This is a genomic window from Cryomorpha ignava (assembly GCF_010686655.1).
GTDB classification, from domain to species: Bacteria; Bacteroidota; Bacteroidia; order Flavobacteriales_D; family Cryomorphaceae; genus Cryomorpha; species Cryomorpha ignava.
In genome coordinates this window covers 234,221-246,271 of record NZ_JAAGVY010000002.1, presented here as the reverse complement: position 1 = coordinate 246,271, position 12,051 = coordinate 234,221, and the positions used below count along the sequence as shown (strand labels likewise).

Here is a 12,051-nt window from a genome sequence, read left to right as displayed (position 1 = left end):
GGTAGATTAGTATATAACCGGCATTTTTCAGTTATTTTGATTTTAACTTGCTATTAAAAGTATAAGAAGCACCCACAGAAGCGTAATGGAACAACGTAAAGTTGTAGACTTCATCATTACCTGCTCCCCCTTCAAGAATTCGATATCCAAAACGAACTGACAACTGATCTGAAAATTTATATGTTCCAGCAAGCAGAATATCTTCTGCTCTACCTTGCGGTGCGGCCAAGGCATCTCCCTCGAAGAGCACACCAATTTTATCATTCATTTTCCAATGGAGCCTGAAATTTATGATGGGGACAAACCCTACATTTGTTTTTGAAGCAGATAATCCCTCACTCTTAAGGCCAATTTCGGCATCTCTTATTTTTGCAGTAAAGCCCAAACCAAATTCAATTTTTGATTTTTTTACAATATCGTATCGGTAAGTTATCCTGTATGAATTAAACTTATAGCTTGCATTGAGAAAGGTATTTGGAGCAAAAATTACATCTTCAAAATAAATTTCCTTATTTGTCGCTCCATTTGATTTCACGGTTAAAGGCGCATATAAAAGTGATACCGTATGCCTCGATTTAATTGTATATCCCGCTCTTATTCGAATAAAAGCGCTTGGTTTGGGCTCTAAATCATTTTTTAGAGAAAATAAGGTTCCAGCATCACCAGGAATCCGCACGTTATTGTAACCTGTAAAAACGAAACCAGATTCAAAATCCATAAATGCCTGGGCATTCACGAATGTTGCTAAACCAAAAAAACCAATTACAAAACATGTTGCTGATAAAAGAAATTTATTTTTCATTTTTGACTCCATTCATTTAGACTTTTTTAATTTTCGGACTTTCGTTTTTTTTTTTGGCTGCCCAGCATTTAAAAAAGCGCCACTCATGTGCTGAACCCCCAAAGGCTCATTCTACCACGTGTCGTAGTGGAGTGCTTAGTAAAATACATCGAGTGCACCTTATTTCCCTAAAGGATCGTATATTTTCCAATTCATCATATAAAATAAGCTTTAGGTATTCTCCTTTATAATAATAGTTGCGTCTTTAAATTACCAGAGGCCAGTATTTAAACCGTCGAAAATACTATTTAATCCTGTTGCTTTTCCTTTCTTCTAATAATCTGCCAGTATTTGTTTTTATGATAGATAGCCGACTCAAATCTGCGGCGATTTAATCGATGTAAATCTTACAGAATGACTCTTGCGAAATGTGTTGTACACTGCTTATTGATGGGCTAATCGGTATATAGAAGTTGAATTTTTCAGTTCTCTAAGATGAAGTTTCTTATCATTCAAATACAGGAACGATATGAGTAAATGATGGTTGGAAATCTTAGCTTTTCTGGCTGGACTTAGATTATGCTATCACCTCTCATTCGCCGAAAGGCAGACGAGATTTCTTCAAGGTATACCAATTCATTTTTTTTAATTCACCGGCATTCCCACCACGATAGACCGGCTCCACTTCCACCCATTGTACAAAGTCTGGGGATCTTGCTCATAGGTGCGTCCATCAGCAGGATCGCTCACGCGTATCAGACCATTGGGCGTAACACCCTGAAGCATAATGAAATGACCTACGGTTGGATTGTCCATAGGATTTACAAAGGCGATTAGCTTCCACCCGTCTGAGAGTGTGCTATACAACTGTTGCGGACTGGCGGGATAGCCTACCGACCAGGCACGAAATTTATACGATTGCAATACCGAAATTACCTCATCGATTGCAGCCGGCCGGTTTTGAGGCCATCCTGTAAGGCGCGATACAATTGCAGATTGCGACTGCTCCACATTGCCTTGATAGAGCGAACTCTGAATACACGTGGCCCAGCACCACATAGACTGTTCCTGCCGGTTTATCTGGCCACTTGCCACTGCGGCAAAAAGGGTGAGTGTGATGGACAGGAGTACGAGTAGCTTTTTCATCTTTTCGGTTGAACTGTTGGTATTAGGAATACTAAAGGCATATCGAACAACCTGTTAAAAGGTGAACAGGCGATAAAAATATATTGGCTGTCTGAAAGTTCCAAGTGTACCATTCACGATCTATATTGTTTTGAGAAAATGGATTTACTCATCAGCAAATTGTGGGATACAAAGCGACTTAGGTCTTAAAAAAAACGCAACTTTTATTTGCCACAACCGAAGTATCAATTCTGTCCAAAACTTCTCACGTTCAATGGGGTAATTTTACACACAAAGTTATCATTGGCGGAAGCCGAACCTCAAAAGAAGTCTATAAAGCAACCGCTCATTTCCGAACAAGCTTATGGATATATTGTACGTTTGAGAGCATTGAGCGCGGGAATCTGCACTTCAGCAATTATAAACTTTTCTTTTGGCTAAGAGTTTGTAATGCATTGCGAAAACAACACTACAATACCTCTCCTACCAAAATGGCTAAAGCGGCAATAATTGAACATAAAAAATTTAGGATTAAGCATTTACCAGAACTGCTAAAGCGAACTTATAAGGAATGGAATGCTGATGACCCGTGGAGGTTAAGCGCCATAGTGGCGTACTATGCGGTACTTTCGCTACCGGGATTGGTGGTGGTGATTATCAATACGGTAGGTGCTATTTGGGGCAATGACATTGTGCAGGGCAGACTTACCAATGAGATTGCGGACGCAATAGGTCAAAGTGCGGCAGATTCTATTCAAGAAATTGTTGCAGGCACCCAGGGTGGTGATAAGAGTTTCATTTCTACCATTATTGGTTTGGCCACGCTGATATTTGGTGCTACCGGGGTGTTTTATCATTTGCAGCTTTCGCTGAATATTGTGTGGGACTTGAAGCAGGTTGAAAACGCTGGTTTTAAAAAATTGGTTAAAGACAGGATCATGGGCTTTGGTTTTGTTATGGTTGTGGGATTCTTACTACTGGTAAGTTTTGCATTGTCGGCAGTTTTAGCACTTTTAAACGGATATCTGGAAAGGATTTTTTCAGAACTATCGGTGTATATCGCAATGATATCCGGTGAAGTGTTGTCGCTTGGTGTAATAACGGTACTATTCACCTTGCTGTTTAAATTTTTGCCCGATGCTAAAATCCGATGGAGATCTGTCTGGGTAGGCGGCTTGCTAACTGCTGTGCTATTTTCAATCGGCAAATACTTACTGGGTCTCTATTTTGGTTCGGCCGATCCGAGCTCTACCTACGGCGCAGCAGGATCTATGGTGCTTATTTTATTGTGGGTTTCATACTCATGTCTCATCTTGTTTTTCGGAGCCGAATTTACATGGGTATATGCCAATACGTATGGACACAGCATTATGCCAAACAATAAAGCGACTTTTATACGCGACGAGGTGCCACATACCCACATTAAAAAGAAGGATATTCATATAGAACATAGAATAGCCGGAAACCGGGAAGAAGCTGAATTATACGAAAAGCTTTTAGAGAGAAATATGCGAAGAAAGGATATGGAAAGTGGTTTTACTTCAAACAGAGCAAGACAAGTGAAAAAAAAGCTATAAACACGGATTACATAACATTCGACAACTTTTATAGGTGCCGAAAGTAACGCTGACTGGATACAACGAAATACTAAAAATTGATATGGAAATTATTCTTAAAATTATTGCAACACCCATTGTGCTACTTCTTGCCTCGAAGTTTATGAGTACGATTAACATCAGAGATAAGAAAGCCGCCATTTACACAGCGCTTTCCATTATGATTATGGGGTTTATAATCGGCTGGCTCATTACGCTAATTTTTAATGTTCTCACACTCGGCTTATTTTGGTTGATCGGGCTTGGAATTGTTACAAGAACTATAGCGTATGCCGTTGTGATAGAAATCGTGGATAAATTTCGCGGCGATTTTGAAACGAAAGGGTTTGGGTCGTCTGTTATTCTATCAATATGGTTAGCGGTGGCATGGGGAATCGTAGAGATAATTACATAGGCAAATTAATAGTTGAGATTTTTTTTTTAATATCATAATCACCAGCACTTTTCAACTGCTAAATAATTTGTTTTTCTTGATAGGGATTCCTGCATTGATTTTTGAAACTGCAAAAACGGAAGGAACATCGGTTGTCCATTTCTTTAATTTCACGATTATTAATATTATTTCAATTCTAGAGGTAGCACCGATTAAAATGCAACTGAAAAAAGGGATTTGACTTGTAGCATTCAGAGCTAAATCAATTAAAAAAACAAGTAGAATGAGCGTCCAAAGTTTAGCTTGTAAGCTATGGGTTGCAATGGACTTTTCAAACTTCAAATAGCTAATGAGGTAGCATAACAGTTCAAGAATTATGATAATTCCTATCCACATTATGTTCTCTTTCACAAAGTCACTATTTAAGTAGAATATTGAACCAATGGTTATTATCCAAAAAAATTGATCGACGTTCGAATCCCAGATTCGCAGCTTTTCAGTTGAAACATTTAAGTTCCGGGCAATTATACCATCAAAAACGTCTGTAATCAATCCTATAGACATTAGAACCACTATCCAAATAGTATGATTAACGACCTTAGTTAAAGCCAATACAGCTATTATAACGGCTATCAATATTCTGCTGTAAACAAGTAAAAAAGGGATTCTGTTCAATTTCAATATTGATTAATGATTAACGGTAAATTTATTTCTTTTTCTTTTAGATAGAGTGCTGCCTCCGAATGAAGGGTTTATCATTCTTATTAATTTATCCAAATCTAAATTTAAGGCATAAGGTTTAGTAAAAATAAGATCAGTCACGCTACAGTTGTACTTTATCAATTATGGAAATGAAAAATCATAAATGAGTTAACAATTTTGGTTTTTTCGGGTTGTATTAGTCAACATTAAGCTGTGGCAAAAATTGCTGTAGCAAAGTATCGCAATTTGATTAAAAACAAGATAAAAAATGAAAGTACTATTTGTATTAACATCACATGATAAATTGGGCGATACCGGAAAGAAAACTGGTTTTTGGGTAGAAGAATTTGCTGGCCCCTATTACATTTTAATAGATAAGGGTGTTAACATTACACTGGCTACACCAAAAGGTGGAAAGGCACCGATCGATCCGACAAGTGACACGGAGGATGCGGCGACTGAATCGACAAAAAGATTTCACAAAGACGAAGATGCCCAGAAAATGATAAATAACACGCATAAACTGGCAGATATGAAAGCTGCAGATTATGATGCCGTGTTTTACCCCGGCGGACATGGACCATTATGGGATTTGTCGCAGGACAAAACATCGATAGAATTAATTGAGACTTTTAATGAGCAAAAGAAACCCATAGCTTTTGTATGCCACGCCCCCGCAGCGTTAAAAGATGTAAAGGATAGAAATGGAGAGCCATTGGTAAAAGGTAGAAGAGTAACGGGCTTCACAAATACAGAAGAAGAAGGGGTAGAATTAACCGATGTTGTTCCTTTTTTGGTAGAAGATATGCTGAAAAAAAATGGTGGGTTCTATTCAAAAGGAGCTGATTGGTCTGAATTCGTCTTAGTCGATGGAAATTTGATAACCGGTCAAAATCCGGCCTCATCTAAATTGGTAGCCGAAAGATTATTTGATGCCCTTAAATAAGTTTGATTAAAAAAAAAGAGCCTATACCGTGAAAGTATAGGCTCTTTTTTTTGATTTAGATCGACTCTATTCGTCTTTCAAACTTTGCATATCGATCACAAAGCGATACTTAACATCGCTGTCTGTAACCCGATCAAATGCTTTGTTGATGTCTTTCATTTCTATCATCTCTACATCTGGCGTAATATTGTGCTCACCACAGAAATCAAGCATTTCCTGGGTTTCCTTAATGCCACCGATCAATGAACCGGCAACTCTTTTTCTTCCCATTATCAAATTTCCGCCATGCATGGGTTCCAGCGGTTCAATGGCACCTACCATCACCATTGTACTATCGCGCTTTAGAAGTTTTAAATAAGGGTTCATATCATGCTTAACAGGAACAGTATTCAATAGAAAATCAAAAGTACCCTGATGCTTCTCCATTTCTTTCTCGTTTTTAGAGATCAGCACAGAGTCTGCACCAAGTCGCTTGGCATCTTCAGCCTTTTCCGGCGAGGTTGTAATCATGATCGTTTCTGCTCCCATGGCATGTGCAATCTTGATTCCCATATGGCCTAAACCGCCTAGACCAATAACGCCAACCTTATCGCCTTTCTTTATTCCCCAGTGATTTAAGGGTGAAAAGGTGGTGATTCCCGCGCAGAGTAGAGGAGCTACTTTTTTAATATCTAAATTCTCCGGAACATTTAAAACAAACTCTTCTCTCACCACTATTTGTGTTGAATATCCGCCAAAGGTTTGCTTGCCGGTATGTTTGTCTTTTCCATTATAGGTTCCCACCATACCAACTTCACAAAATTGCTCTAAATCGTCTTTGCAAGCGCCGCATTCCTGGCAAGAATCTACCATACAGCCTACTCCCACCAAGTCGCCTTTCTTGAATTTTTTTACATCGCTTCCTACTTCTGTAACCTTTCCCACAATCTCGTGACCGGGCACCAGCGGATAGGTAGAATTTTCCCAATCGTTGCGTGCAGCATGAATATCGCTGTGACACACCCCGCAATATAAAATTTCGATTTTTACATCTTCTTTGGTTACATCTCTGCGTTTAATTTCACGAGATTTTAAATCTTTTTTGGCACCGTCGGTACCATATGCTTTTGTATTTTCTGACATGTTTGAGTTTTCAATAAGTTGCTAATGCAACAAGCGGTATGAGGTGATGTTTAGAATTGGAGGTTAACCCTACTTCCTTCAAGCGTTCTTTAGTGGTCATAATGATCTAGTGGAGTATAACAGATTATATACAGCGACAATTATTACAAAATGAAAGACGAGTCTAATCATTTCTCACAGTCATTCCCTCATGGCTTATCTCAATTGATTCAATAGCCGCTTCATTGGCGTCGGCTCTCAAAGGCGACCATTCAATTCTTATTGGAAAAGCATTTTTCAATCTCCAAACCATAACCGGTTCATGGTCTTCATTGAGTAATGAAATAGTTAAATCTCTCCGTTCAATCTTATTGAGTTTAATTGTACTCATCCAAGTATAAAACTCATTGTCGCTCATCACAATACCTCTTTTTAAAATGACATTATCATATTTTAATCTACCGGGCATTTTTTGGGTGGAGTTTTCCTTAGAAGAACCTTCATGATAATTTATTGGTTCAATCCCAATTGACAATCCGGATACTTCCGTAAATCCCATCCGTGTGCCGCCCCACTCAACTTGAAAGTGATTTGTGGTTAATGGATAAGTATTCATAGGTCGTTTATTTTTGATCTTTTAAAAGATGATAAGCCAAATAACCATTTGGGTTACTTTTTATTTTCTAAATCAAGATAAAGCCGCTCAACTTTATCTCTCGCCCATTGCGTTTTTCTTAAAAACGTAAGGCTCGATTTAATGGAAGGGTTACTTTTAAAACAATTGATATTAATTTCCATTGCTAACCCTTCCCAACCATAATGTTCCACCAACAACTCCAGTATAGTTGCCAATTTCATCCCGTGCAAGGGGTTATTGGGTTGTTGTTTCGGTTGACTATTTTCTTTATTCATTTTTTGTTTGGGTTAGCTATTACATTTGTGTTTATGCTGCCACTGTTATGAACTGTCGTCTTTTCTAATCAAAATGTATCGGAAAGAAAACTTAATTATGTCCAGTTCTCCAAGTTCTCTTTTTATTTTTATTGTACTCATATCAAATAAGTTGTCGATAACGTTTCTAGATACCGCACAAAATACCCCAGTTTCCACTAATAAAAATAGCGAATGTAATAGCTATGTTTTATTCAAGTTATTATATCAAGTACTTTTTTTAGATTTTCAAAAACCATTCAGCATTTACTGAAACCTCTTCAATGAGTTCAGTTTTCACACCAAGATTAAATTCTTTTAGTTTATCACACAATAAATCCCCATCAATTAAATCGATTGGCGGAGTTCCGTCTCTAGTCGCTTCTTTGATTGCTTCCCTTGTGAAATTACCGGTGGTAATGAATAGACCTTTATCCGCTCTGCCCTGCATTGCGCCTCTAAAATCGCGTATATCTCCAGAACCGACTGAACCTTTATATCGTTTTGACTGAAAAAACACGTGAAAGCTTAAAAATCCATTTAGTCTAACTATTCCCTTTCCGTCAATTCCGCCGTCGCTGGATTTACCAGTTACTTCAACCTGAACAAATCCGCTCTCTCTTAAAATTCTTTGGCACAGCCTTTCAAAGGCTGAAGGGTCGATTTTAAGAATAATAGAAATCAGGTGCTCTTTCCAATCAATTTGATCTTCGATTTCTTCTACTATTTCCAGTTCGACCTCTTTCTTGGTTTTCTTTTGCTCAATCTCTGGTTTTCTAGTTTGCTCCCTGACAGTTTTTAGTATTTTGTCGGAATCCAATTTTGATATTTCAATTTCATTATCAACTAAAGCCCAGACACCACGAGAAGAATTGTCGAGTAATCCATATTTTTTTAGATAGGTTCTTGCCCATGCCAATCTCATTCGACCTTCGTTTGAACTCCATTTTCGTCGTGTGGTATTTCCAAAATTTCTTCGTTCAAGCCAGTAACTTCGTAAACTTTTTCGTTTATTTCATCTATCGAGCCTGAACCCCCTAATAACTTTAGTGCTTCCAAAGTAGGAATCATCATTTCATCATGAGTGGGTACTTTATCGTATATTTTCTTTCTTGACATTCAGTTTATTATCTATTAGGCATAACGCAGAGTAAGTATACAGCGCACAAAATACCTCAATTTCCATCAATAAAAATAGTGAATTCGTTACACTATTATAACAGAAAGATTACTTCCCTTCCAATAAACCCTGCAATTCACTAATCTTAGCATCACTAACAAACTCTTCCAGCGCCATTTTCTGGAAGTTTACTTGATAGAAAACCATTGGCTCTTCCCTGCTTTTAAAAACCCCGTCATTGTTTCGATCGATACCAAAATGAACAATCAAATCGGTTGACAGCGCAGGTTGATAGGTTCTCAGAGTTGTATAATTCTCCTTTGCTCCTAGTTTTGAGATTTCGGCTTTTTGAATGTCGTAAATAAAAAGCTCCTGCAGATCTCTATCGTTTAGATATTTATCATTATTTGAGTCTTTACTACAGCCCGAAATTATGATGTATTTCTGATCGCCGGAATTATAAACCTGATAATTTCCAATGCTTACTCTTTGATTAAATACAACTTGCGATTTTCCGGTCGACGAATTATATACAATCAGATTATTGTATGTATTTTCATCGTAATACTCATAATCCGATCCGCTCCCAAAAGTATTTAATCGGTCAGCTAATACTTTGCTTGATTCCGGATCAGCTAAATTGGCCTGGGTGACCGGCAAAAGATAGGTTTGAGTAATGGAATCTACAATCTGAATTCTGTCAAAAGAAATGATTTGCCGTCTCAGGCTGTCTTTGAGCAATTGATCTGTTTCTTCGGTAGCGAGAATTCCGTCATTTCTATAATCGTCATTTCTAAAAAAAGAACGCGACATTTCTTCCAGAAGAAAGAAAGCTGCGAAGATTAGAAATATAACAGCGATGGTTCCAACGAGAGCCAGGATAATTGAATTGTAATTTCTTATTTTTTCGATTTTACTCATGGAGTGGGTTTCGTAATCTATTTCTCGAAAGGCCTGTAAATGTAAATGGTATTAAAAAAACAATGTCGCCCTTCTTCATTTATATTTCTCTTTAACAACGTCGCTATATGAATAAATATCTTCTTCATTTTCTTAGAAATTTAAACGTTTTTGAATCTGAAACTATCTTTTGCATGCCTTCGGTCAATAATTGATCATCAATCCTATTCAAAAGAAATTCTGCAAAATCCAAAACCTATATTAATTTATGTTCAGGAAGTTTCGCCAGATTGTTAATTGGCTTAGTTGTTAATGCCGCCCGTAGTGTCATCTCTCTTATTTATTTCAACTTTCAAAATTAAGTTACTATTTATCTTGTACAAACTGCGATCGGACTGCGCTGGTGTTTTTTATTCCTCGTATGGCACAATATAGCATCAATTCATCAGGATTTACTTCCACAACTACAACCTTAAAACCCTTTTTGATAAAATTGATTTTTACTTTTAAGTATTCTTTATGCCACTCTTGCCAGGTATCGTGCATTTTTTCCCGGTCGTCCATTGTTTTCGTCACCCGATCCCAATCGCTTTTCTTGTAGTATGCAATCTTTATTCCCATGCAATAATTTGTATTAAAACGCAAAACTAAAGTTAGTTCAGTTTTTTGATTCCCGGCGTTTCATGAAAATCAAAATTAAGTGTTTTAATCTTCTCAATGGTAAAGTTCAATTATTGTTTGCGCGGAAATTCCCCAACCATTCTCCACCTTTTCAACTACGCTGTATTTCCGAACCAGATTGCAACTCCCCTTCATGGGTAGTCGGCCGTGATCTCCATAAATTCAGTTATTTCTCGGTGTGTCATTTTCACTTTGGATTTGGAGTTCATAGCCATGAAAATGGAAAATTGAATTTTTGAAGGTGAAACAACTTTCAGCATCAAATTCATATTGCAATCTACCGGCATCGGTAATTTTACCAGAACCGGTAAACCCATTGATGCCCCAAAATTATTTCTTCAATATTTCAGTAAGCTCCGAAGGTTCAGCTCTATTGCGATAGTCTGCATTTAAGAAAGCGTATATTATTCGGCCATCTTCGTTGATTATATAAGTTGCAGGTAGCGGAAGCTCATTCGATTCATCGCCATTATAGCCATTCATATCAAAGGCTTTATTGTAGCTGTCAGCCACATCGCTTGTAAGCTTGAATACGATATTAAACTCTTTTGCAACTTTGTTTCCCACATCGCTTAGCACTTCAAATTCCAAATTGAGTTTTTCTGCAGTTGACATTGAGCTGTCAGGTAGTTCTGGAGTCAATGCAATGAGGTTTGCCCCATTGGCCTCAAAATTGGGCAATTCTGATTGCAGTTCATTGAGCGTAAGGTTGCAATACGGACACCAGCCACCTCTGTACCAAGTTAATATCACTTTTCCTTTTTTCAAAAACTCGTAGAGCTCTACAGGTTTACCCATGGCATTTTGCAATACGAAGTTGGGAGCAATATCACCAACATTCAGAGCCTTGTCAAGTATTCCGCTAGTCTCAACTGCGTCAATACCTGCTTTATAAATCTTCTTTTTATTGTCGTCTGCTTTCAACTCAAAAGCTCCTTTCTTTGCATCTAAAAGCGATTTCAGAGATTGCTTATTGTCATCCATCTCGACGGCGACTTTATTTTTTTCTTGCAAATTGGTTTCGGTATATCTTGGTTCTTTCTCATTACTGCATGATATTACCACACAACTCAAAACGATTGAACTCAATAGAATGTACTTCATAAGTATCTTAATATCAAAAAATTAATTGGGGTTGAAATACTACTTGATTACTATTCTAAACGAAACATTCAAGCCCGGCGAATACAAAGCAAAGGAAAATTTATGCAAGAACAGTTTCTAAAAATTTACTGCATTTTAATCCCAAGCAAAAACCTTTACCACTCCACCCTTCCGCTAAAACTGTAAAAATCTCATGTAAGGGAAAATCTAATTTCAACTTCTTTGGTAAATTCTCATCAAGCAACAGCTTCATAAATTTTATCAACGTTTTCCGACGTCATGATTTTACGAGCAATAGCGATAACCCCAATTACCTGACTCCTTTTTACACTTGGGAAATCCGTAAGAAACTCATCTATTGAAATCCCCTTTTGCAAATGCCAAAACAGAGTTTCTACAGGAACGCGGGTGCAAGTAAAAACGGGCTGACCATTTTGAATTTCAGAATTAGTAGTTAGTAAGATCCTTAATTATTTCCATATTCAAATATACGAAATGATTTCGTTCAGGTAGCTTTCCGAGAATTTAAAATTAATTTTGGATCAATCAACTATTTAATATTGGTTTAAAGTTATTCTCTCTATCACCACCTAAGAACCCTTTAAACTTCGAACTGTAATTTCCGAACTTTTGATTTAACAATTTCGAATAGAATTCATGTAGTCACATCAT

General features: G+C 37.4%; 15 protein-coding genes. 3 read left to right on the top strand and 12 right to left on the bottom strand.

Annotated elements, in window-relative coordinates; all coding sequences use genetic code 11:
- Window positions 1-31 precede the first annotated feature (31 nt).
- Window positions 32-802: a hypothetical protein gene (locus G3O08_RS02380; protein ID WP_163283054.1), complete on the bottom strand. Its 771-nt coding sequence runs from the start codon at window positions 800-802 to the stop codon at window positions 32-34.
- A gap of 624 nt (window positions 803-1,426) precedes the next feature.
- A complete protein-coding gene (locus G3O08_RS02375) occupies window positions 1,427-1,927 on the bottom strand; it encodes a papain-like cysteine protease family protein (protein ID WP_163283053.1) in 501 nt (166 codons plus the stop codon).
- Window positions 1,928-2,361: 434 nt separating this feature from the next.
- Here G3O08_RS02375 and G3O08_RS02370 point away from each other — a divergent pair, with 434 nt between their 5' ends.
- Window positions 2,362-3,483, top strand: a complete 1,122-nt coding sequence (locus tag G3O08_RS02370) for a YihY/virulence factor BrkB family protein (protein WP_239540846.1) — start codon at window positions 2,362-2,364, stop codon at window positions 3,481-3,483.
- An 82-nt stretch (window positions 3,484-3,565) separates the two neighbouring features.
- Complete coding sequence (locus tag G3O08_RS02365) at window positions 3,566-3,916, top strand: phage holin family protein (protein WP_204336752.1); 351 nt, start codon at window positions 3,566-3,568, stop codon at window positions 3,914-3,916.
- A 51-nt stretch (window positions 3,917-3,967) separates the two neighbouring features.
- Here G3O08_RS02365 and G3O08_RS02360 read toward each other — a convergent pair whose 3' ends face one another.
- Window positions 3,968-4,570 (bottom strand): CDP-alcohol phosphatidyltransferase family protein, encoded by a 603-nt coding sequence (locus tag G3O08_RS02360; RefSeq protein WP_163283051.1) that lies wholly within the window; start codon window positions 4,568-4,570, stop codon window positions 3,968-3,970.
- A gap of 295 nt (window positions 4,571-4,865) precedes the next feature.
- On the opposite strand from G3O08_RS02360, the gene G3O08_RS02355 reads away from it, so the two are divergent.
- Window positions 4,866-5,543: a type 1 glutamine amidotransferase domain-containing protein gene (locus G3O08_RS02355; protein WP_163283050.1), complete on the top strand. Its 678-nt coding sequence runs from the start codon at window positions 4,866-4,868 to the stop codon at window positions 5,541-5,543.
- A 66-nt stretch (window positions 5,544-5,609) separates the two neighbouring features.
- On the opposite strand, the gene G3O08_RS02350 is transcribed toward G3O08_RS02355, so the two are convergent.
- The 9 genes from G3O08_RS02350 to G3O08_RS21795 all read right to left on the bottom strand — a co-directional run bounded on the left by G3O08_RS02350 (window position 5,610) and on the right by G3O08_RS21795 (window position 11,843).
- Entirely contained in the window at window positions 5,610-6,665 is a 1,056-nt protein-coding gene (locus G3O08_RS02350; RefSeq protein ID WP_163283049.1) for an NAD(P)-dependent alcohol dehydrogenase, read from the bottom strand.
- A 163-nt stretch (window positions 6,666-6,828) separates the two neighbouring features.
- Window positions 6,829-7,260 (bottom strand): phage tail protein, encoded by a 432-nt coding sequence (locus tag G3O08_RS02345; protein ID WP_163283048.1) that lies wholly within the window; start codon window positions 7,258-7,260, stop codon window positions 6,829-6,831.
- 53 nt (window positions 7,261-7,313) lie between these two features.
- Window positions 7,314-7,556, bottom strand: a complete 243-nt coding sequence (locus G3O08_RS02340; RefSeq protein ID WP_163283047.1) for a VF530 family protein — start codon at window positions 7,554-7,556, stop codon at window positions 7,314-7,316.
- Window positions 7,557-7,815: 259 nt separating this feature from the next.
- Window positions 7,816-8,499 carry a restriction endonuclease gene (locus G3O08_RS02335; RefSeq protein ID WP_204336758.1) on the bottom strand — a complete coding sequence of 228 codons (684 nt, stop codon included), beginning with the start codon at window positions 8,497-8,499 and terminating at the stop codon, window positions 7,816-7,818.
- Window positions 8,496-8,693, bottom strand: coding sequence for a hypothetical protein (locus tag G3O08_RS20860; RefSeq protein ID WP_204336751.1), 198 nt, complete (start codon window positions 8,691-8,693; stop codon window positions 8,496-8,498). Before G3O08_RS20860 ends, G3O08_RS02335 begins: the two co-directional genes overlap by 4 nt.
- A gap of 109 nt (window positions 8,694-8,802) precedes the next feature.
- Window positions 8,803-9,615 (bottom strand): hypothetical protein, encoded by an 813-nt coding sequence (locus tag G3O08_RS02330; RefSeq protein ID WP_163283046.1) that lies wholly within the window; start codon window positions 9,613-9,615, stop codon window positions 8,803-8,805.
- Between the two features lie 345 nt (window positions 9,616-9,960).
- Entirely contained in the window at window positions 9,961-10,215 is a 255-nt protein-coding gene (locus tag G3O08_RS02325) for a hypothetical protein (protein WP_163283045.1), read from the bottom strand.
- A gap of 390 nt (window positions 10,216-10,605) precedes the next feature.
- Window positions 10,606-11,379 carry a peroxiredoxin-like family protein gene (locus G3O08_RS02320; RefSeq protein WP_163283044.1) on the bottom strand — a complete coding sequence of 258 codons (774 nt, stop codon included), beginning with the start codon at window positions 11,377-11,379 and terminating at the stop codon, window positions 10,606-10,608.
- 236 nt (window positions 11,380-11,615) lie between these two features.
- Window positions 11,616-11,843 (bottom strand): DUF433 domain-containing protein, encoded by a 228-nt coding sequence (locus tag G3O08_RS21795; RefSeq protein ID WP_163283119.1) that lies wholly within the window; start codon window positions 11,841-11,843, stop codon window positions 11,616-11,618.
- Between the last annotated feature and the right edge of the window lie 208 nt (window positions 11,844-12,051).

Bases quoted from the DNA above. Each gene is read 5' to 3' on its own strand.
- G3O08_RS02380 (WP_163283054.1), bottom strand. From the start codon at position 802: ATGAAAAATAAATTTCTTTTATCAGCAACATGTTTTGTAATTGGTTTT.
- G3O08_RS02375 (WP_163283053.1), bottom strand. From the start codon at position 1,927: ATGAAAAAGCTACTCGTACTCCTGTCCATCACACTCACCCTTTTTGCC.
- G3O08_RS02365 (WP_204336752.1), top strand. From the start codon at position 3,566: ATGGAAATTATTCTTAAAATTATTGCAACACCCATTGTGCTACTTCTT.
- G3O08_RS02355 (WP_163283050.1), top strand. From the start codon at position 4,866: ATGAAAGTACTATTTGTATTAACATCACATGATAAATTGGGCGATACC.
- G3O08_RS02350 (WP_163283049.1), bottom strand. From the start codon at position 6,665: ATGTCAGAAAATACAAAAGCATATGGTACCGACGGTGCCAAAAAAGAT.
- G3O08_RS02345 (WP_163283048.1), bottom strand. From the start codon at position 7,260: ATGAATACTTATCCATTAACCACAAATCACTTTCAAGTTGAGTGGGGC.
- G3O08_RS02340 (WP_163283047.1), bottom strand. From the start codon at position 7,556: ATGAATAAAGAAAATAGTCAACCGAAACAACAACCCAATAACCCCTTG.
- G3O08_RS02335 (WP_204336758.1), bottom strand. From the start codon at position 8,499: ATGAGATTGGCATGGGCAAGAACCTATCTAAAAAAATATGGATTACTC.
- G3O08_RS20860 (WP_204336751.1), bottom strand. From the start codon at position 8,693: ATGTCAAGAAAGAAAATATACGATAAAGTACCCACTCATGATGAAATG.
- G3O08_RS02330 (WP_163283046.1), bottom strand. From the start codon at position 9,615: ATGAGTAAAATCGAAAAAATAAGAAATTACAATTCAATTATCCTGGCT.
- G3O08_RS02325 (WP_163283045.1), bottom strand. From the start codon at position 10,215: ATGGGAATAAAGATTGCATACTACAAGAAAAGCGATTGGGATCGGGTG.
- G3O08_RS02320 (WP_163283044.1), bottom strand. From the start codon at position 11,379: ATGAAGTACATTCTATTGAGTTCAATCGTTTTGAGTTGTGTGGTAATA.